The sequence below is a fragment of the Domibacillus enclensis genome (assembly GCF_900156125.1).
Classification (GTDB): domain Bacteria; phylum Bacillota; class Bacilli; order Bacillales; family Domibacillaceae; genus Domibacillus; species Domibacillus enclensis.
In genome coordinates this window covers 146,648-163,106 of record NZ_FTLX01000004.1, presented here as the reverse complement: position 1 = coordinate 163,106, position 16,459 = coordinate 146,648, and the positions used below count along the sequence as shown (strand labels likewise).

29 protein-coding genes are annotated in these 16,459 nt (G+C 43.0%); 8 read left to right on the top strand and 21 right to left on the bottom strand.

Going from position 1 to position 16,459, the window contains the following annotated elements:
- The 20 genes from BW952_RS10050 to BW952_RS09985 form a co-directional block, all read right to left on the bottom strand.
- The gene (locus BW952_RS10050) at window positions 1-195 is read right to left on the bottom strand and encodes a hypothetical protein (protein WP_045850538.1); all 195 of its coding nucleotides are present in this window, start codon (window positions 193-195) and stop codon (window positions 1-3) included.
- Window positions 192-497, bottom strand: coding sequence for a nucleoside triphosphate pyrophosphohydrolase family protein (locus tag BW952_RS10045; RefSeq protein ID WP_045850539.1), 306 nt, complete (start codon window positions 495-497; stop codon window positions 192-194). Before BW952_RS10045 ends, BW952_RS10050 begins: the two co-directional genes overlap by 4 nt.
- A 4-nt stretch (window positions 498-501) precedes the next feature.
- On the bottom strand, window positions 502-825 hold the full coding sequence (locus BW952_RS10040) for a hypothetical protein (RefSeq protein ID WP_045850540.1): 324 nt from the start codon (window positions 823-825) through the stop codon (window positions 502-504).
- Window positions 826-827: 2 nt separating this feature from the next.
- Entirely contained in the window at window positions 828-1,247 is a 420-nt protein-coding gene (locus tag BW952_RS10035) for a YopX family protein (RefSeq protein WP_231581365.1), read from the bottom strand.
- Complete coding sequence (locus BW952_RS19415; RefSeq protein ID WP_156149413.1) at window positions 1,237-1,413, bottom strand: hypothetical protein; 177 nt, start codon at window positions 1,411-1,413, stop codon at window positions 1,237-1,239. Before BW952_RS19415 ends, BW952_RS10035 begins: the two co-directional genes overlap by 11 nt.
- Window positions 1,413-1,634: a hypothetical protein gene (locus BW952_RS10030; RefSeq protein WP_045850542.1), complete on the bottom strand. Its 222-nt coding sequence runs from the start codon at window positions 1,632-1,634 to the stop codon at window positions 1,413-1,415. The genes BW952_RS19415 and BW952_RS10030 overlap by 1 nt, the downstream gene beginning before the upstream one ends.
- Complete coding sequence (locus BW952_RS19410) at window positions 1,631-1,807, bottom strand: hypothetical protein (protein ID WP_156149414.1); 177 nt, start codon at window positions 1,805-1,807, stop codon at window positions 1,631-1,633. Before BW952_RS19410 ends, BW952_RS10030 begins: the two co-directional genes overlap by 4 nt.
- Window positions 1,804-2,016 (bottom strand): hypothetical protein, encoded by a 213-nt coding sequence (locus tag BW952_RS10025; protein WP_045850543.1) that lies wholly within the window; start codon window positions 2,014-2,016, stop codon window positions 1,804-1,806. The genes BW952_RS19410 and BW952_RS10025 overlap by 4 nt, the downstream gene beginning before the upstream one ends.
- Entirely contained in the window at window positions 2,009-2,932 is a 924-nt protein-coding gene (locus tag BW952_RS10020) for an ATP-binding protein (protein ID WP_045850544.1), read from the bottom strand. The genes BW952_RS10025 and BW952_RS10020 overlap by 8 nt, the downstream gene beginning before the upstream one ends.
- Window positions 2,859-3,722, bottom strand: coding sequence for a hypothetical protein (locus tag BW952_RS10015; protein WP_045850545.1), 864 nt, complete (start codon window positions 3,720-3,722; stop codon window positions 2,859-2,861). The genes BW952_RS10020 and BW952_RS10015 overlap by 74 nt, the downstream gene beginning before the upstream one ends.
- Window positions 3,723-3,738: 16 nt before the next feature.
- Window positions 3,739-3,897, bottom strand: a complete 159-nt coding sequence (locus tag BW952_RS19405) for a hypothetical protein (protein ID WP_156149415.1) — start codon at window positions 3,895-3,897, stop codon at window positions 3,739-3,741.
- The gene (locus BW952_RS10010) at window positions 3,897-4,826 is read right to left on the bottom strand and encodes a recombinase RecT (protein WP_045850546.1); all 930 of its coding nucleotides are present in this window, start codon (window positions 4,824-4,826) and stop codon (window positions 3,897-3,899) included. Before BW952_RS10010 ends, BW952_RS19405 begins: the two co-directional genes overlap by 1 nt.
- On the bottom strand, window positions 4,826-5,764 hold the full coding sequence (locus BW952_RS10005; RefSeq protein ID WP_045850563.1) for a YqaJ viral recombinase family nuclease: 939 nt from the start codon (window positions 5,762-5,764) through the stop codon (window positions 4,826-4,828). The genes BW952_RS10010 and BW952_RS10005 overlap by 1 nt, the downstream gene beginning before the upstream one ends.
- A 109-nt stretch (window positions 5,765-5,873) precedes the next feature.
- The gene (locus BW952_RS19400; protein WP_156149416.1) at window positions 5,874-6,038 is read right to left on the bottom strand and encodes a hypothetical protein; all 165 of its coding nucleotides are present in this window, start codon (window positions 6,036-6,038) and stop codon (window positions 5,874-5,876) included.
- A gap of 13 nt (window positions 6,039-6,051) precedes the next feature.
- Complete coding sequence (locus BW952_RS19395; RefSeq protein ID WP_169714095.1) at window positions 6,052-6,225, bottom strand: DUF6906 family protein; 174 nt, start codon at window positions 6,223-6,225, stop codon at window positions 6,052-6,054.
- A gap of 179 nt (window positions 6,226-6,404) precedes the next feature.
- On the bottom strand, window positions 6,405-6,533 hold the full coding sequence (locus BW952_RS19800; RefSeq protein ID WP_269430728.1) for a hypothetical protein: 129 nt from the start codon (window positions 6,531-6,533) through the stop codon (window positions 6,405-6,407).
- Between the two features lie 99 nt (window positions 6,534-6,632).
- Window positions 6,633-7,172, bottom strand: a complete 540-nt coding sequence (locus tag BW952_RS10000; RefSeq protein WP_045850547.1) for a helix-turn-helix domain-containing protein — start codon at window positions 7,170-7,172, stop codon at window positions 6,633-6,635.
- A 54-nt stretch (window positions 7,173-7,226) separates the two neighbouring features.
- A complete protein-coding gene (locus BW952_RS09995; protein ID WP_045850548.1) occupies window positions 7,227-7,547 on the bottom strand; it encodes a hypothetical protein in 321 nt (106 codons plus the stop codon).
- Window positions 7,547-8,227: a Rha family transcriptional regulator gene (locus BW952_RS09990; protein ID WP_045850549.1), complete on the bottom strand. Its 681-nt coding sequence runs from the start codon at window positions 8,225-8,227 to the stop codon at window positions 7,547-7,549. Before BW952_RS09990 ends, BW952_RS09995 begins: the two co-directional genes overlap by 1 nt.
- A 12-nt stretch (window positions 8,228-8,239) precedes the next feature.
- Window positions 8,240-8,473: a helix-turn-helix transcriptional regulator gene (locus BW952_RS09985; protein ID WP_045850550.1), complete on the bottom strand. Its 234-nt coding sequence runs from the start codon at window positions 8,471-8,473 to the stop codon at window positions 8,240-8,242.
- Window positions 8,474-8,643: 170 nt separating this feature from the next.
- Between BW952_RS09985 and BW952_RS09980 the strand changes: the two genes are divergently transcribed.
- From BW952_RS09980 to BW952_RS09945, 8 genes are all read left to right on the top strand, one after another.
- Window positions 8,644-9,054 (top strand): helix-turn-helix domain-containing protein, encoded by a 411-nt coding sequence (locus BW952_RS09980; protein ID WP_045850551.1) that lies wholly within the window; start codon window positions 8,644-8,646, stop codon window positions 9,052-9,054.
- A gap of 22 nt (window positions 9,055-9,076) precedes the next feature.
- Window positions 9,077-9,553 carry an ImmA/IrrE family metallo-endopeptidase gene (locus BW952_RS09975; protein ID WP_045850552.1) on the top strand — a complete coding sequence of 159 codons (477 nt, stop codon included), beginning with the start codon at window positions 9,077-9,079 and terminating at the stop codon, window positions 9,551-9,553.
- A gap of 88 nt (window positions 9,554-9,641) precedes the next feature.
- The gene (locus BW952_RS09970; protein WP_045850553.1) at window positions 9,642-10,199 is read left to right on the top strand and encodes a glycine zipper family protein; all 558 of its coding nucleotides are present in this window, start codon (window positions 9,642-9,644) and stop codon (window positions 10,197-10,199) included.
- 14 nt (window positions 10,200-10,213) lie between these two features.
- Window positions 10,214-11,293: a thermonuclease family protein gene (locus BW952_RS19565; protein WP_052698417.1), complete on the top strand. Its 1,080-nt coding sequence runs from the start codon at window positions 10,214-10,216 to the stop codon at window positions 11,291-11,293.
- A 216-nt stretch (window positions 11,294-11,509) separates the two neighbouring features.
- Complete coding sequence (gene tcmP, locus BW952_RS09960; protein ID WP_045850554.1) at window positions 11,510-12,676, top strand: three-Cys-motif partner protein TcmP; 1,167 nt, start codon at window positions 11,510-11,512, stop codon at window positions 12,674-12,676.
- A 71-nt stretch (window positions 12,677-12,747) separates the two neighbouring features.
- Complete coding sequence (locus BW952_RS09955; RefSeq protein ID WP_045850555.1) at window positions 12,748-13,464, top strand: DUF5131 family protein; 717 nt, start codon at window positions 12,748-12,750, stop codon at window positions 13,462-13,464.
- A 109-nt stretch (window positions 13,465-13,573) separates the two neighbouring features.
- Complete coding sequence (locus tag BW952_RS09950; RefSeq protein WP_045850556.1) at window positions 13,574-13,768, top strand: hypothetical protein; 195 nt, start codon at window positions 13,574-13,576, stop codon at window positions 13,766-13,768.
- A 95-nt stretch (window positions 13,769-13,863) separates the two neighbouring features.
- Window positions 13,864-15,015, top strand: coding sequence for a tyrosine-type recombinase/integrase (locus BW952_RS09945; protein ID WP_045850557.1), 1,152 nt, complete (start codon window positions 13,864-13,866; stop codon window positions 15,013-15,015).
- Window positions 15,016-15,077: 62 nt separating this feature from the next.
- On the opposite strand, the gene rlmD is transcribed toward BW952_RS09945, so the two are convergent.
- Window positions 15,078-16,451: a 23S rRNA (uracil(1939)-C(5))-methyltransferase RlmD gene (gene rlmD, locus BW952_RS09940; RefSeq protein WP_076496276.1), complete on the bottom strand. Its 1,374-nt coding sequence runs from the start codon at window positions 16,449-16,451 to the stop codon at window positions 15,078-15,080.
- Window positions 16,452-16,459: the final 8 nt, after the last annotated feature.

The following is a 16,459-nucleotide window of genomic DNA, read 5'->3' as shown; positions in this document are numbered from 1 at the left end:
TCAATCATCCGTTTCACTGTAGATACTGAGCTCCAGGTCCATATCCGGATTTTCTACTTCCAACTGATCTGCAATGCGCTCTTCTGCCTCCGAAACTGGCATTTGCTCGCCTTGATAATGGATTGTGCCTTCTTCACAGCCGGCAAGTGCCGCAGCCCCTAATGAAATGCACCCTGCTAAAATGAATTTTTTCATGATTGTTTTTCCTCCTGTTTGTAGTGACGATCCAAATACTCTACGAATTGAACGGCTAAGGCGGCCACCTGTACGGCTTCCGCCCGCATGTTGTCGTAGCCACCTTTATCTTTTTCTTTCGTCCGGTTGACTAGCACGGTTTCGTTGATGGCTTGAGCCAGCTCCCCGACTTCTTCTGACAGCAGGGTGTGCCACTCCGAGAGTGAATGCTGCTGCTCACCCCATAGCTCATGCTGTCGATCTCGCTCTTTCATGACACTGACAAAAGCAGCAAGCTGTGCATCATGACGTTGCTTTTCCATCCGTCTACTCTCCTTCAAATAAACTCAATTGCTCGACCGTTTCGACTGGCTGTTTGGCTTTTTTGAGTCGTTCTAAAACCGGCCCGTGTCTCGGAAAAAGTTGTTCGAGCAATGAGTTGTAGTACACCATTGTGATCGTTGTCCCCCAACTGGCACGCTCGTATCTTCTGGCCACTTGTGACGGGTCTAAATCATCAAGCTCCAATGCAGTCAGAATGTAATCTACATGTGTCTGCGAAAGACCGATGAGCCCGTTCACGTTGTCCACGAAGACCGACTCTTTCAATGATTGGAACAGCAGCTCCGGAACTGCGCTGTACTTTTGCACGGCTATTCCTTTCCGGATTCAAGCAAATCGGGATTTTCGTGAATATTGCCGATGACTTCATAGCAGTATCCACTATCAACTTCCGATAAAAGTGAGATTTCGTTACGGTTATAAACGTTTTTATTAAGCCAAGAATCATACAATTGTTTACATTTGAATCCAAATCCATAAAAAATGACTACGTAAATGCTGTCATATCGTTTGTAAATGTCACCATCATAAATTTCCGTACCGTTTTTATCTTTTAATCCGGTGTATTGACCAACCGTCTTCGGGTCGACAACGTGTGCAGAAGGCACTTCTCCGTGCTTGTAATTTTTTTCTATGATTGCTGTTGATTCCGGGAGTACATTGGATATGCCGCCATAAGCCCATTCAGCATCAAAAATGCCTAACCCTCGAAATTTGATCTCACGCATCATCCATAACCTCTTTCACCATGACAGCCGTGACCTTTTCAACCTTTGTCATACTGTTGGCTTTATACTGAGCAATCAGCTTTTCACGTTCTTTGAAAGAAGGCTTTTTCAGACCGGTGTGAGCATTCGCTGCCACAGCCATTTCGTACGTTTGTGGTGTGTAATGCATCAATACCATTCTCCTTTCGAGTTGTAATGCCACCACTCGCCATCGGCATAGTACACTTCAACTGCCTGCTCCTGCGCATTCCATTTGAGTTTTTCCACTTTATCCAGCGTCCGCTTTGCCCGTTCTGTTTCGCCCATCATCGATAAATGACGTTTATGGACCTTCACGAAAATTTTGCGTTGCGTGTCTGTTAGATTTTCATAACCTTGAATTGGTGTCATGCAGTCTTTTTCTCCTTCCGCTTTCCCAGCGCGAATTTATATATCTGATGACCTTCCATCAGTTGAATTACGTCTGTGTCGCCGCATGCCTTGATCAGTTCGATCACCGGCATTTCAACGCCGTGTTTGTCGTGGTGATCTAGAAGCAGCTGACTGACTTCAAATTTGTTCACGCCGCATCACCGCCCATTCCTTCTTCTGCTGCAAGTCTGCGTTCTGCTTCCTGCAGGCGCTTTTTAAACGCATCGTCCTTTTCCTGCTTTTGTTTCAGTGTCAGCGGTTTGTGACCGGGATGCGGCTGGAACATATACATGCCCGACCCGCTGTACTGTACCTGACGAACGCTGCTGCTTCGTAAAAGAATTGAACCTTGGTTAGACATTGTTTAATCCCGCCAATCTATGATTTAATTTCCGCCGGTCACCCTCGATCACGACCGTAAAGTCTTGGCACATTTCGTAAATTCGCGAACCAAGTGCTTCATCCACTTCGTCCAGCTGGTCCACATCCAGTTCGGATGAAACGAGTATTGGTAAGTGGTTTAGGTACCGGTAGTTGATGACGGCATACATCTGTTCAATCTGCCATTCTGTGGCGCGAGGCTTTCGATTTGCTCCCCTGCCTACTGGTTTGAACAGATCGTCTATAAACAGCACGTCTGCTTTTTTCATGCGGTCCAGCTTCGGTGCGATTTGCTCAAAATCTTCTTTCAGGTCATTAAAGCCTTCCACGTAAGGAAAATAGTGAACAGATACGCCTTTTTTGACGATTAGATTATTCGATATGGCCATCATCAGGTGTGTTTTCCCACTGCCCGGCTGTCCAAGAAGCGCCATGCTGTTGGCACGATCTTTCCGGATTTGTTCAAACTGTTTGTAATAATCGATTGCGCACTCTTTCATGTCAGCGACGATCTCTGCCTTGTCTTGAGTAAAAAAGTTTTGGAAGCCCAGCCGCTTAAATTCGTCCGTAATGTCACTGGACTTCATCAGCCGGTTTATCCGCACGGTTTTTACACATTCGCACTGTATAGAGTATTTTCGCTGCCAGTTTCGCGCTTCTTCGGGACCACATACTTTCATGGCCAAGAAATCAGATTCAAGTACCATGAATTTCGGGTCTGGCACAAGCTTTCCTGTTTCTGGATTTTCCGTCCAGTCAGCGTCCCGGTGGTCACGATGTACCCGATAATTGATCATCAGCTGATCTTGGCATTTCGAGCAGTTAACCTTTTTTTCTGCCGAGCCATCCGGTTTTTCCGCCGGTGAGGGAGTCCCTCTTTGGTGGAGCTCCGCCATGATGTCCGCTAGTTTTTTTGCCATCGTCTGGTATCCTCCGTTTCGCTAGGTTTTTAGCAGCCTCTTTTGCTTCTAAGGCTTGGTGGTGGTCAAGAATATAATCCTTGCAGTATTTAAAGCTCGTGATTTTCCCATTCGGTTTTCTCACGCTGTATTCAGCGAAGCATTGCTCAAGAAATTCGATAGTTCGGGAGACCGACCCTCCGTGGACGACTATCTGGGCGATTTCTTGATAATCCTCAATGGTTGGAAAACTTGGCTTACCTTGTTGTGCTGTTTTTAAATCTGCAAATCGTTCAGCAATTAAATCGACTGGGTCAGATTCTTTAGTAGTAGTATCTTTTTTGTTTATCTTTGTAATATCTTTATTAGATTGGACATTTTTGTCCGTTCCATTGGACATTTTTGTCCACTCTGGATCGGACATTTTTGTCTTTTCATCATCAGATTGGACATTTTTGTCCGTTCTCGTTTGGTACTTTTTCGAGTTTCTAACAGATAAAATTAAGCCATACGGAGCACGTGTAATTTTGATATAATCGTTCTCTTCAAGGACATCTAACCATCGTCTGACGGTTTTCTCGTTGACACCGAAATTCACTGCTAAATCCTCTTTCAGTTTCAATGGCTTGTTCCCTAACACGATGCCCCAGTTCACCCCGTCCCTTTCGACTTCTTTGGTTGTTGAACTGACGCACCAGAGGAATAGCCACAATGCTGAACCGATCTTTTTATAATGTTCTGGCTCCAACAAACCGGAGTACATTGGAAACGGGTAACTGTCTGGCATCGAATCACCACCTACGTTATTCTTTCTTCACCAATATGCCGACCTTCTTCTCGATCCGCACAAGCTTCAGATGCGGGTGAGAGGACTTAAAGTAGCCCTTCACCCATCGGATATATTCATCGTTCGATTTCGACATCTGCCGGATAAAGTCCGGGATGGCCATTTTGTGTTCCATTAGTTAAACGGCAGATCATCATCAGAAATTTGAATGACGTCCAGGTCCATGTCATTCACGGATGGTTTCTGCGGCATTTTTTCGGCCTTATCTGTTTCAATAAGTTGAGGCTCATCCTTTGGATCGGACGGCACATCGATGATGTCGGGCTGGTCCTCTTCCACTTCTTCGACATCTTTTAAGGTCTGTTCTTTTTCATCCTCAATCACGGCTGTCTGCATATCGATGGAGAGGATGCCCCACTTGCCAAGCATGTTTCGAAGAACGGTTTTCATGGCCATCGCATCGTAATCTGATTTCCAGACGTTGTTTTTGGCTTTTTTATCTTTCATTTTGTTGTGCTTGATGCGATGCTCTTCAACTTCATCCGCTGTCCAGTACACTGTTTTTTCAAAGCCATTGATGAGTTTGAAATAACCGCAGTAGCCGACGACTTTATCACTTACAGCTGCGTCCAAATCAATGTCAATTTCCTCCGTCAGCCGATTCCACTTGACCAGCTCCCCTTCTCGTACCGGAATGACGTTGATCGCTTTGTATTGACCGGTGCGCAAAGCCAACTGAATGTATCCTTTATAGCCGAGTTGGAACTGGGCCGCCTTATGGCCTTTTTTGCTATCGTAGAAAGCGACGATCCACGCATAGCCAAGGTTTTTATCAATTGGCAGATCCAGTGCAGCTGCTACCATCGCGCTTGAAACAATCGACATCGGCTCTGCTGTCTGAAGCTGTGGATCTCCGTTGTAAAGATTCAAAAGGGATGACATAAACTGCGGCGCTTTCTTTTCCAGCACTTGCTCAAACTTCTTTCTCATTGTTGGTGTACTGAGTAGCGATTTCAGGCCAAGGTTTTGGGCTGATACTTGCTGAGCTGGTGCCTCCTGCTGTTTGTTGGCTAACTGGTTTTTCAGTCCGGCATTTGTGGCCATTAGCTCGATACCTCTTTCGTATTGAATTTTCGGAAGCTTGTCTGCTTGAGCACCTGCTTATATACTTCAGGAAACTTTTCCTGTAATGTTTTTGAATCCACTCGATTCTGCGTTTGATTCTTCCATGAGACTTCAAAAGAGCCCACACGACCGATTTCAGCGTTTTTCAGTTCTTCTTTCAGCTGGTTCTCGATCTCCGCTTTGGACGCTTTCAGCAACTTCTCATTGGCTTTCACTTGCTCATAATCTGAAAGGAGTTCTTCGTATTTCGATGGCAGCATGATTTCCTTGCCGGCTTCTGCACGATCGTATTTTTCTTTCAAATACTTTTCCGCCGCACTGGAACCGTCTAATGCCGGTGGGATTCCTTTTAATACGTGGTGCTCCCAGAAATGCCTCTCTGCGTTAAAGATCATCTGAATGAGTTCTTCATCCCGTTCGATTTCTTTCCAGATAAACTTGTTCCCACCGACCAACACGGCCGCATATCCTTTTTCCTTGCCGGTAACGCCAAGATAATGTTGAATCTGCACCAGGTACGTATCCGGGATCTCGTCCGCCTCCCACTCTTTTGCAAGATAGGCACTCGCCGTTTTGCATTCCAGCAGGGCGGATTCCCCGACCACCATACGGTCCACGTTGGCTTTAATAAACGGATAGTCTGGGTGGCTGTACATGAAATTCGATCGCCGCACTTTTTTGTCCGTTCGTTTTTCAAATTCTTTTGCGACCACATTCTCCATTTCGTTGCCCCAATAGATCGCTTCATTATCCAGTTCTTGCGGTGTTACCTGACCAGTCTTTTCAAGCCATAATTCAAAGGCTGTCCGGTATTTATTCAAGCCAAGGATCGTGCCAGCATCACTGCCGCCGATCCCTTTATTTCGTTCTTGCAACCAGTCATGCCGTGACATGTTCAATGTTGAAATGGCGCCCATGTTCTTTGCCAAAATGTTCACTCCCTTGATTGATTTGTGATTGTGCAGTAAAATACGAGTAACATAATTTTTTTAAGCGACTGACTCCTGCTGTGAACAGGGGTCTTTTTCATGCTTCCAAACAAACAATGCAGTAATCCGATCCAGCAGTTTTCTTTCTCATCTGACACTCTTCACACCAGTCATCCACTTCAACAAAAGATTCATCGTTCGAGGGGTTGTCCATTAGCGGATAACCAGTGCGCATGATTTGAACAATTTCAGGATGTTCCACGCTGTTCATCTCCTTATCCTAATTTCCTTACTGGGTCCATCGGGATATCCCGAATCTTACCCGTCAATCGATGCTGCAACGTGTACATATCATTTACTTTTTTGCAGATCAGCCAGTTGGCCGGATTCAGATTGTACGACGCGATAACCGCCTTTTCAGCGCGTGTCGGCTTCTTTCCTTGTTTCATAGGTTCACCTTCTTCCTGATGGATGATGTCCCATCGATAGCAGCCGGAACAGGTGCAGGGGGAGAAACTTGATCCGATTGCTATCGACAAGCACCGGAGTGCCCATCTTCTATTTTTGTGTTATACTATTGATAGAATAATTAGCTGTTGATTCGACATCCGTTTTGGTAGAACGGGTGTTATTTTTTTGCTTTCTTTTCGCTGTTCACTTCCGCTGAAGCTTTTCCCCAGTAGTAGCCTAACGCCAATGCAACTAAGATAAATCCTCCAATTTTAAAGATGAAAAACGCTTCTTCTGTTAAGATCACTACGCTTCACCACTTTCGCTTTTATACCAGCGGCTCTTAAATCTCTGACAATAACGGTGTATGGCCGGCGTCGCTTGCGTGGCTTGTCTTTCAGCCTCTTCATGCTTGACCACTTATGATTTGCTCTTTATTTACGTATCCTCGTGAGATCAATTTGTTGTAGTGTCTTTGCCAGACCCCTGAATAACTGATTTCTGATTCTTCGCATACGACTGCTAAAAAGTGTTCTATTCCTGTAACTACATCCGCCAATTGAACAAGGGTTTCTTCTAAATCTTGTTGATCAAATGACTGTAGAAAAGATAAGTGATTTGCTACGCAACACCTTTCAACAAACTCTTTGGCTTCATCCAGCTCTTCGATCAATTTGCTTTTCACACTGGAACGATGTAGATCTACCCTCTGACCCTCAAGCCTTATGGGCCCCGTCCTTGTATACTCATGCCGTATCGCCATCGCTAACCACGGATCATCTTTTTTTCCGACAATGCTTCTTGATATGTCCGGCGGGATTTTCGCCCGCCCTGTTTCGTAAGCTGAAATTGTTTCGCGCGAGACATTTTCCTCGATTGATAACTGCAGCTGAGTTTGTTTACCGCGTGCTTCTTTTAAAGCGCGGCCAATATTACCTTTTTCCAATGAATACTCCTCCTTCAATTGCCAAAATAATGGTGAATGAATAGTAAAATAAGTTTAGATAGCATTCCGAAATGAGCGATTATGGTCTTTCGCCCAAGTCGATTGTGTTCTTACCCAGGCCATGAGCTCTTCATAAATGAAGTAAGGCTTTCCTTTTTCAACCGTTCGCATGACCGGGAAGTCCGGACGGTTGAGCAATTCATCCATTTTAAAATCACTTTTAATGCGAAGAATTTCTTTCGCTTCTTGCTTGGTTAAAATTTCAGGATGCCGTTGCGATTCTTGAATTTCTTGAACTGCTTCTTGGATGCTGTTCTTGATAACCAGCTGCATGGCAGCCACCTGATCATCGGTTAATGTAAGATTGATTTGCATTAGATCACCGCCTTTCGCGGAACCCAGTGTTCGACGTAGCGTATAGCTGACTGCAATTCCTTTTGTTTTACATCCTTATAGGAAGAAACACCGAAACGATCTTTTATCTCACGATGTAATTCTTTAAACAACCGCGGCCGTGCAGCTGGATCGGATTCAAGCTCGTACACCTTAATCGCAATTCCTTTTTGCAAGCGTCGTTGTTCACCTGATGTAAGTGTGATTTGTTCATCGATCTTTGCTTCAAGTTCAGTGATCTTTACCTGGTGCGTATTCACGACTTCTTGAATTTGATCCTGACGTTCAGCTGTTTCGATCGTGAGCTTCATGGATTGGATTAGGGATGTCCGTTCATCAAGTACCTGCACTTTGTTTCGGAGTTGTTCTTCCATTTGATTGAAAGCAGCAATGAACTTTTCTTTATAAACCGCAGCGGCCTTTCCTGTGTAACCCATGATTAAAAATGCAAGGCCATCACGCTTAATTAAATATTTCGGATATTTCCGGTTCCGATCATCCATATAATCAACCTGCGCAAAATTGCGCTGATTAAATTCATCACTGCAATCAAGGTTCCGAATGTCTCGCATTACATCTTTGTGTTGTTTTTCAAAAACTTCCGCGACTGTCAGGCTGTCTGTTAGGGCGTTTCCGTTTTGAATAAAGACAAGTTGATTCAATTCGATTCCTCCTTAGCTGACTTCTTTAGGCTTCTGTTTACTTGTAGTTAACTCGCTGTCTAAAAAAATAGAATCCGGCTTTTTTTTAAATACACTGGCAATCTTCACAGCAAGTTCATATGTTAAGCGCCGTTTTCCATTTTCTATCATCCAATAATACTCTTTTGAAATGTTTACTTTGTCAGCCACTTGTTGGCAAGATAAACCTCTCGAATTTCTTTCTTTTTTCAACCTTTCAAGTTCCATTCTTATCACCGCCCCTCAAGTTAACTTGTTGTTAATTTCATTATAATTAACTCTTTGTTAACTTTCAAGTGTTTTGCTAAAAAAATTTCTATTTAGTTAACTTATGTGATTCATCTTCAAAATTAACATATTGTTAACGTATAATTTTAGATATAAAAGAGGTGATCCTTTTGTTAGGTGAAAGATTGAAAAGCCTACGTAAAGAAAGAAAGCTTACACAAGAGGAATTGGGAAAACGGGTGAATGTTACGAAAGTTTCTATATCAGGTTACGAGAACGGCAAGCGTAGCCCGGATACAGAAACTCTTCAAAAACTCGCAGACTTTTTCGATGTTTCTACGGATTACCTATTAGGACGGTCAGAACATAAAACTACCGTAGAAATCGAAAAATCCGAACCCACTGACTCTTTGTCTATCATTAACAAAATGGTGGAAGACTTTGGATTTGAAGACTTTGGCTTCTTCGATATTGAAGAATGGAAAAACCTTTCGTCAGAGGATATTGATGAAATCAGAAGACATTTTGAGTGGATCGCTCAAAAAGCAAAAGAACGAAACAATGACGATTCTTTTAGTTAACTGATGCCTGGAGGAATACTTCATGAGAGATTATCACACAACAACACTTGAAGACTGGGTAACAAACTTTTACAAAAGGCTTCACATCATGCACCCCAAACAAATAAAAGAAGATGAGATCGCGCAGAAGCTGTACATTTTTATTCATAGAAAGCCGCTCCCTTCTTCCTTTCAAGTGATCGGCCGTTATCAAGGCATAACAGTTGATTCGCGAGCGTCAATTCAAGAACAAAAGGAAATGTTTTTTCATGAGCTATGCCATATCCTGCGTCATGCCGGACGCCAAGGAAGAATGCCAGCAGCGTTCCGGGATTTGCAGGAATGGGATGCGCGCAATTTTGTTCGGTATGCTGCCATCCCTCATCACCATTTGAGATACATTAATTTTGACCAAGTGAACCTAAGCGAACACATTGCTGACCTATTTGATGTCAGCGTTCAGTTAGCCAGTGAAAGAATTCAGCAGATCGAAACAAGAGCAAGATTACTAGCAAAATGACAACGCGCTGCGGCGTGTATTATTTTTATCTATCGACTGGTACAATTTGCGTAAAATGTTTGCTACCTACAATAAAGGAGTGAATTTCATGTTCTTCAAAAAGAGCTCTGATGAGAAATCTGCAAAAGAAATAGAAAAAAGCGAAAAACGTTATCAAAAAGAGAAGAAAAAGCGAGAGCGTGCAGATCGTCGAGATGAAAAATTAAGCAAATTAGAAACAAAGTTAAATAGCTTACAAGAAAAACAAGAGCAAAATCAAATGGAAAACTTGAATATAATTGGTGTGAAAATTCAACACATCAGCGGTTACCCCAAAATCAAGGCAGGAAAAGATGTACGCATACTTCCTGGCAATGAAACCGGTAAGCTTCGCATCGATTCCATCCTTTTCCGAGTGAAAGGAGTAGACTGGGGTGAAAAAACCAAGCGAAGTGGTGGTAAAGCTGCTGTTGGCACTATAGTTGGTACTGTTCTTGCCCCGGGTGTTGGTACCGTAGCTGGTGCTGCTATTGGCGGTCGCCGGCGGGACGATTCTATTTTGACTATGCAAATAGAAGACGATTTAAATATCACTTACACCGCTTACTTCCGCTGCAATAATGAAGAATATCAACAAATATTAAAAATGTTTTCTAATTCTATTTAAAAGGATGAATACAAATGAAAATTATCAAAATAATTATTGCCGCCATAGCTTTATTCTTCGCATTGATCCTATGCGTAATCACGCCATGGGCCTTAGTAGGAGTTTTGGTTGTATTAGTTGGGCTCTTCGCTTGGAGAAGACCTGTTACCGCTGTTAAAAAGCCATTTCTTTTTGTATTGTTAGGTCCTATTATTTCCTTCATTTTAGCCATGATCTTTTTCCAACCTGCTTCAGAAACAATGCAACAAGTACAGGAAGCCAAAAATGAAAAGATTGAAGAGCGTGATGCTGAATCAGAAAAGAAAGCTGCTGCCCTTGAGGAAAAAGAAAAAGAGCTGGCAGAAAAAGAGCAGGAATTAGCTGATAAAGAGGCTGCTGCTTTAGAGACGGAAAAGGAAATAGTTAAAGAAGAAGCTTCTGTTGCTGAAGAAACGAGCAAATTGGTCTCCGCTAAAGTCCTCTCAGTTACAGACGGCGACACAATCAAAGTGGATCTGAACGGCAAAGAAGAATCTGTCCGTCTTATCTTAGTCGATACGCCGGAAACGAAGCACCCGCAGCTTGGTAAGCAGCCCCTCGGTGATGAAGCTTCTGCTTTTACGACGGAACAGCTTTCTGGTAAGGAAATTCAGATTGAGCCCGGTGTTGAAGAACGCGATCGTTATGGGCGCCTTCTCGCTTACATTTATGTTGGCGACAAAATGTTCAACAAGACATTGATTGAAAAAGGTCTTGCTCGTGTTGCTGTTTATCCACCGAATACAGAGTATCTGGACGAGCTTGAAACTGCGCAGGCAACTGCCAAAGAACAAGGAATTGGTATTTGGGAAGTTGAGAATTACGCAACTGAAGACGGCTACGACGCAGCTGCTTATGAACCCGAGCCAGAGCCGGAACCTGTAGTTGTTGCTGAACCTGAACCGGAGCCAGCTCCTGAGCCTGAACCAGTGGTCGAGGAACCTGTTGCACAAGTGGAATCTTTTCAAAACTGCACAGCTTTAAGAGCGGTCTATCCGGATGGCGTACCTGCTGGACACCCCGCTTATGCTTCCAAGCATGATCGAGACGGCGATGACTATGCTTGCGAGAATTAACGGAGCAGACGAAGAACAAATGGATAAAGTCCTGGCTGATATGGGGTTGTGAGGATTAAATGCGATGCGTAGAAGAAGTTTCTTTCTTAACTCAAAAGTAAAATGAGAATAATGAATGATTTAACGAATGATAGAATAAAAGTTTCAGAACAAAGGCTCTCAGAAATCACGACAATCTAGACATAAAAATAATAATCACAATGACGAGGTGGCATTATGGAATTTTTCGACACTCTTCAAGATCATTCAGGTGTAAAGCTCTCTATACTGGAACAATATACAATTCCTTGGATGAGAAAAATCATCCTGAACCCGTATGGCTCAAAAAAATGTTTAGTTATTGATGGATTTTCTGGTACAGGAAGATACGAGGAAAATGGCTCCCCTGGTTCACCGTTAATATTGATAAAAAATGCAATGGATTTTTATGATCAAGCTTTGGATAAAGGATGGGATGCTCCGAAAATCTTTATTTATTTGAATGAGTACGATTCTGATAATTTTTCAAAGCTAAAACAAAATGTTTCCTCTTTAGGCTTCGATACACCTGATGGAGAACACTTTGTTTGTGAAGAATACTCTTCTATTCTGATTAAATTAATAAATGCCACCTTCGAGGATTTCATGACTGATCTTTTAGCTGATATTGAAAATGGATCTAGCCTTATTCCGAGTTTTTGTTTTGTAGATCCCTTTGGCTTCAGCACTACTCCTTTCACATTATTCAAAACATTTTTAAGAAATAGAAATTCTGAGTTGATGTTGAACTTCATTTATGAGGAAACGAATAGATTTATAAGACATCCAAATCCTAAAATACAACGTCAGATCAGTGATAATCTAGGACTTATTAATTTGGAAGCATTGATTAAAAGCATAGATGGTAAAAGCCCCCTCGAGCGGAAACAAGTGATCGTTGAAACATATACAAAAAATATTTTAGAAGAAACAAATGCTTTTTATGTGCGTAACTTTGAATTAAAAAAGAACGGACGTACAAAAATGATTTTGTTTCACATGACTCAAAATATTAACGGTCTATCATTAATAAAAGAAGTAATGTGGAAACATGATGGAACTGGTACGTACCTATATGATGACAGAAAGCAGCTTGCACAATTAGATTTTGAAGAAATTTTAAAACACGATAAGCAAAATCATATAAAAATTCTATCAGAGCAAATTGCTGAGCGTTTCACTGGTGAAAAAAATGTCACGATGGAAACGATTAAAAACTTCACTATTATCAAGTCAATCTATCCACTTCCGAATTTTTTGAAGCCTGCTTTAAAATTACTTGAAGCAGAATCAATTATTGAAAACTTCCGTGGACGCGGTAAAAAAAATTCCTATCCTGAAAGTTGTTCCATGGACTTCAAGTAAGAACTAACGTTCTTTTTTACTGGTAAAACAAGAATCCTTGGAGTATACTCATGTTATAGGAGGGGATAAAGATGGCTGGAAATAGTAGTATAGAATGGACCGAAGCCACTTGGAACCCAGTAACAGGTTGTACTAAAGTGTCAGAAGGTTGTAAACATTGTTATGCAGAACGTATGGCAAAGAGACTTACTGCAATGGGAAATCCCAGATATGAGAATGGATTTAACGTTACATTGCATCCGGATTTAATCGATACACCTAGGAAATGGACAAAACCTCGAAAGATTTTCGTGAATTCTATGTCCGACCTTTTTCATAAAGATGTACCGTTGAACTTTATTCAGCAAGTATTCCAAACGATGAATGAAACACCGCAACACTCTTATCAAGTACTAACTAAACGACCTGAGCGAGCCGCTGAACTCTCACCTTACTTGAATTTCACGCCAAATATTTGGATGGGTACAAGTATTGAAAACCAACGTGTAATCGAGCGGATGGAATACTTAAAGCAAGTACCTGCTGAAATTCGTTTTCTATCTTGCGAACCATTACTCGGACCATTAGATCTTGAGCTTTCGAAAATCCATTGGGTAATTGTTGGTGGTGAATCAGGCCCCGGTGCTCGACCTATGGAAGCTGATTGGGTACGTTCAATACGGGATCAATGCCAGGAACAACTTGTAGCTTTTTTCTTTAAGCAATGGGGTGGTGTCCAAAAGCATCGATTTGGCAGGGAATTAGATGAACAAACATATGATGAATATCCCGAACTAACAATGGTATAACTCTCTTACCGTAAGAAGTTTTAATTTCTCACCAACCTGTCCCTTTTTGAGACAGGTTTTTTTTTATATAATCAATCAGAACATATATTCCGAGAAAGGGTGTTTGTACATGCAATCAGAATTTGAAAGAAAAAGAGATGAGAAGTTTTTACGGCAGGCCCGAAAAGAACCATGGAAGCATGAGTTGGTAAGAATCCCGATTATTTCAAAGATGTATGAAATTGATGGAGAGATGCATTACGAAATCGAAGGGGAAAACATTCCGCGGAAATGGTCCGATTACAAGATGGATGATTTTCAGTGAGGAGTTTTACCAAAGGATCGTGTTTTCCTACTTTTTTGTTACCAACGAAATTATATTTTCTCGAACCATAATATATCAAAGGGGGGAAATATATCATGAGCTATTTGAAAAAGGTCGATGCGAAAAATAAGCAAGGATATGCATGGAAATGTACTTCTGAAGGGCCCCGCGATCCGATCACGGGTAAACGTCGCCAGGTAACGCGTCGGGCTCTTACTAAGAAAGAAGCGCAGGCTAAAGTGGACGAAGCCATTGAGGAGATGATTAAGCAAGATAAGCGTGGCGTCGGATCAGATATGCAGGATATGACCGTAAGGCAATTGCTTATCCAATGGTTTGATTTGGTTATGAAGCACCGCTTAAAGGAAACGACTTTAAAGAGCTACATCAATACTATGCAACGAAGAGTCATTCCTGTCATGGGAGATGTACGAGTCGCTGCACTTAACACTATTTTTCTGCAAAACTTCATTAATAATTTAAACAGTGAGGATTTGTCCCCTCGCTATATTGAGTATATTTCTACTGTTTTATATGGGGCCTTTGAAGCTGCAAGAAAATGGGGTGTCATTGAAGTGAATCCATTGAACGACGTGGAAAGGCCGCGCCCGCGGCAAGTATCCTTTCCCACTTGGACCCGAGAAGAAGCACAACATTTTTTGAATACAGCCCTGCTTTCGAATTTACGTATGTACACGGTGGTAAGTACGGCATTTAAAACCGGTGTCCGCCGCGGTGAAGTATTAGCACTGAAGTGGTCTGATGTGGATTTCGAAAATGCGGAAATTAATATTGAAAGATCATTGGTTTATGATAAAGAGGGTTTTCGATTCAGTAAGCCAAAGACGAAGAGTTCTGTACGTAAGATAAAAGTGGGCGACTCTCTTCTTACTGATCTGAAAAGATGGAAAGGTCAGCAAAACGAATTGAAAATGATACACCGAAAAATTTTCGTTGATCATGACCTGGTGTTTACGACAGAGACAGGAAAGCCAATTTATCCGAGGACCATGACGCACATGTTCAATCAGATTATAAAAGAAGCTGGTGTGCCTAAAATTCGTTTTCACGATCTGCGGCATACACATGCCACCTTATGTTTAGAATCTGGCATGTCCTTAAAAGATGTGCAAGATCGACTTGGCCATGGAAATATTCAAACGACCGGAAATGTTTACGCTCATGTCACAAATAACATGAAAGAAAAATCAACTCAGCTCTTCGAGGATTACATCTCTAAAATTTAATAAAATGCAGGGAATGTGGTCAAAATGTGGTCAAATGACCCCTTCCCTGCTTCAAAACGTTGCTACATCAACTCTAAAACCGCCACTGCCTCTACATGAACTGTCTGCGGGAACATATCAACCGGCTGCACCTCTCGAGTTCGGTAGCCTCCGTCCTCTAATATCCGCAAATCACGGGCAAGCGTCCCCGGGTTGCATGATACATACACGACTTTTTTCGGCTTCATTTTTAAAATAGTCGCGAGCAGTGCTTCATCGCAGCCTTTGCGCGGCGGATCGACGACGATGACGTCCGGCTTAATGCCCTGCTTGTACCAGTTTGGAATCACTTCTTCTGCCTTGCCCGCTTCAAAATACGCATTGGTGATGCCGTTCAGCTCGGCGTTCTGCCGGGCGTCTTCAATTGCCTGCGGAACAATTTCCACACCGTATACTTGCTTGGCCTTTTGCGCCAGAAACAAGGAAATAGTGCCAATGCCACAGTACGCATCAATAACCGTTTCTTCCCCTGTCAGCCCGGCATATTGAAGCGCCTTGTTGTAAAGCACCTCGGTCTGGACCGGATTCACCTGATAAAACGACCGGGCGGAGATGGCGAATTTCACGCCGCCAATGGTGTCATAAATGACGTCTTCTCCATACAGTGTTTTCGTGGTAGGTCCGAAGATGACGTTTGTTTTGTCCGGATTCACATTTTGCACAATGGAGGTGATGCCCGGCACTGCTGCGCGTATGCCGTCGATGATCTCTTTTGCGTTTGGCAGCTCGCTCGTGCGTGTAATGAGCACAGCCATTTTTTCACCGGTCTGGTAGCCGATCCGTGCCATCACGTGGCGCAGAACACCTTTATGGCGCTGCTCGTCATACGGCATGACGCCATTTGCGGCACACACATCCTTTACACGCTGAATGATCGCGTCGCTTTCTTCATGCTGAATCAAGCACTCGGTCATGTCGATAATGTCGTGCGACCGCTTTTTATAAAAGCCGGCAACGATCCGGCCGCCTGACAGACCGACCGGCACCTGGGCTTTATTCCGGTAGCGCCACGGCTCGTCCATGCCGAGCACCGGATGCACAGGCACATCCGGAAGCTTGGCAATCCGGTCGATTACGCCGCGCACCTGGTTGTATTTCATGTCCATTTGTCCGTTGTATGATAAATGCTGAACCTGGCAGCCGCCGCATTCATCGTAAACAGGACAAGGCGGATCGACCCGCTCCGGCGACGCTTGTTCCAGCTTTTTCAGCTGCGCAAAGCCGTAGCCCTTGTTTAGTTTTGTTACTTCTACTTCTCCTGCTTCATCCGGCAGCATGCCTTCAATAAATAATGGGTAGCCGTCTACTTTCGCGACACCCTTTCCTTCGTGGGTTAAATCGGCGGCTGTCACATGAACGACCTGCCCTCTTTGAACCGGAGCTTGAATCTTTGCCACAATTACAT

What these genes read in the sequence shown, in the direction of transcription:
- BW952_RS10005 (WP_045850563.1), bottom strand. Translation starts at nt 5,764, where the DNA reads ATGGGCGCCATTTCAACATTGAACATGTCACGGCATGACTGGTTGCAA.
- BW952_RS09945 (WP_045850557.1), top strand. Translation starts at nt 13,864, where the DNA reads ATGAGCTATTTGAAAAAGGTCGATGCGAAAAATAAGCAAGGATATGCA.
- BW952_RS19415 (WP_156149413.1), bottom strand. Translation starts at nt 1,413, where the DNA reads ATGCATTACACACCACAAACGTACGAAATGGCTGTGGCAGCGAATGCT.
- BW952_RS10020 (WP_045850544.1), bottom strand. Translation starts at nt 2,932, where the DNA reads ATGGCGGAGCTCCACCAAAGAGGGACTCCCTCACCGGCGGAAAAACCG.
- BW952_RS10035 (WP_231581365.1), bottom strand. Translation starts at nt 1,247, where the DNA reads ATGATGCGTGAGATCAAATTTCGAGGGTTAGGCATTTTTGATGCTGAA.
- BW952_RS10025 (WP_045850543.1), bottom strand. Translation starts at nt 2,016, where the DNA reads ATGTCTAACCAAGGTTCAATTCTTTTACGAAGCAGCAGCGTTCGTCAG.
- BW952_RS10015 (WP_045850545.1), bottom strand. Translation starts at nt 3,722, where the DNA reads ATGCCAGACAGTTACCCGTTTCCAATGTACTCCGGTTTGTTGGAGCCA.
- BW952_RS09975 (WP_045850552.1), top strand. Translation starts at nt 9,077, where the DNA reads ATGAGAGATTATCACACAACAACACTTGAAGACTGGGTAACAAACTTT.
- tcmP (WP_045850554.1), top strand. Translation starts at nt 11,510, where the DNA reads ATGGAATTTTTCGACACTCTTCAAGATCATTCAGGTGTAAAGCTCTCT.
- BW952_RS10050 (WP_045850538.1), bottom strand. Translation starts at nt 195, where the DNA reads ATGAAAAAATTCATTTTAGCAGGGTGCATTTCATTAGGGGCTGCGGCA.
- BW952_RS10010 (WP_045850546.1), bottom strand. Translation starts at nt 4,826, where the DNA reads ATGGCCACAAATGCCGGACTGAAAAACCAGTTAGCCAACAAACAGCAG.
- BW952_RS10030 (WP_045850542.1), bottom strand. Translation starts at nt 1,634, where the DNA reads ATGACACCAATTCAAGGTTATGAAAATCTAACAGACACGCAACGCAAA.
- BW952_RS10045 (WP_045850539.1), bottom strand. Translation starts at nt 497, where the DNA reads ATGGAAAAGCAACGTCATGATGCACAGCTTGCTGCTTTTGTCAGTGTC.
- BW952_RS09995 (WP_045850548.1), bottom strand. Translation starts at nt 7,547, where the DNA reads ATGCAAATCAATCTTACATTAACCGATGATCAGGTGGCTGCCATGCAG.
- BW952_RS09985 (WP_045850550.1), bottom strand. Translation starts at nt 8,473, where the DNA reads ATGGAACTTGAAAGGTTGAAAAAAGAAAGAAATTCGAGAGGTTTATCT.
- BW952_RS19395 (WP_169714095.1), bottom strand. Translation starts at nt 6,225, where the DNA reads ATGAAACAAGGAAAGAAGCCGACACGCGCTGAAAAGGCGGTTATCGCG.
- BW952_RS09955 (WP_045850555.1), top strand. Translation starts at nt 12,748, where the DNA reads ATGGCTGGAAATAGTAGTATAGAATGGACCGAAGCCACTTGGAACCCA.
- BW952_RS09950 (WP_045850556.1), top strand. Translation starts at nt 13,574, where the DNA reads ATGCAATCAGAATTTGAAAGAAAAAGAGATGAGAAGTTTTTACGGCAG.
- BW952_RS19565 (WP_052698417.1), top strand. Translation starts at nt 10,214, where the DNA reads ATGAAAATTATCAAAATAATTATTGCCGCCATAGCTTTATTCTTCGCA.
- BW952_RS19405 (WP_156149415.1), bottom strand. Translation starts at nt 3,897, where the DNA reads ATGGAACACAAAATGGCCATCCCGGACTTTATCCGGCAGATGTCGAAA.
- BW952_RS09970 (WP_045850553.1), top strand. Translation starts at nt 9,642, where the DNA reads ATGTTCTTCAAAAAGAGCTCTGATGAGAAATCTGCAAAAGAAATAGAA.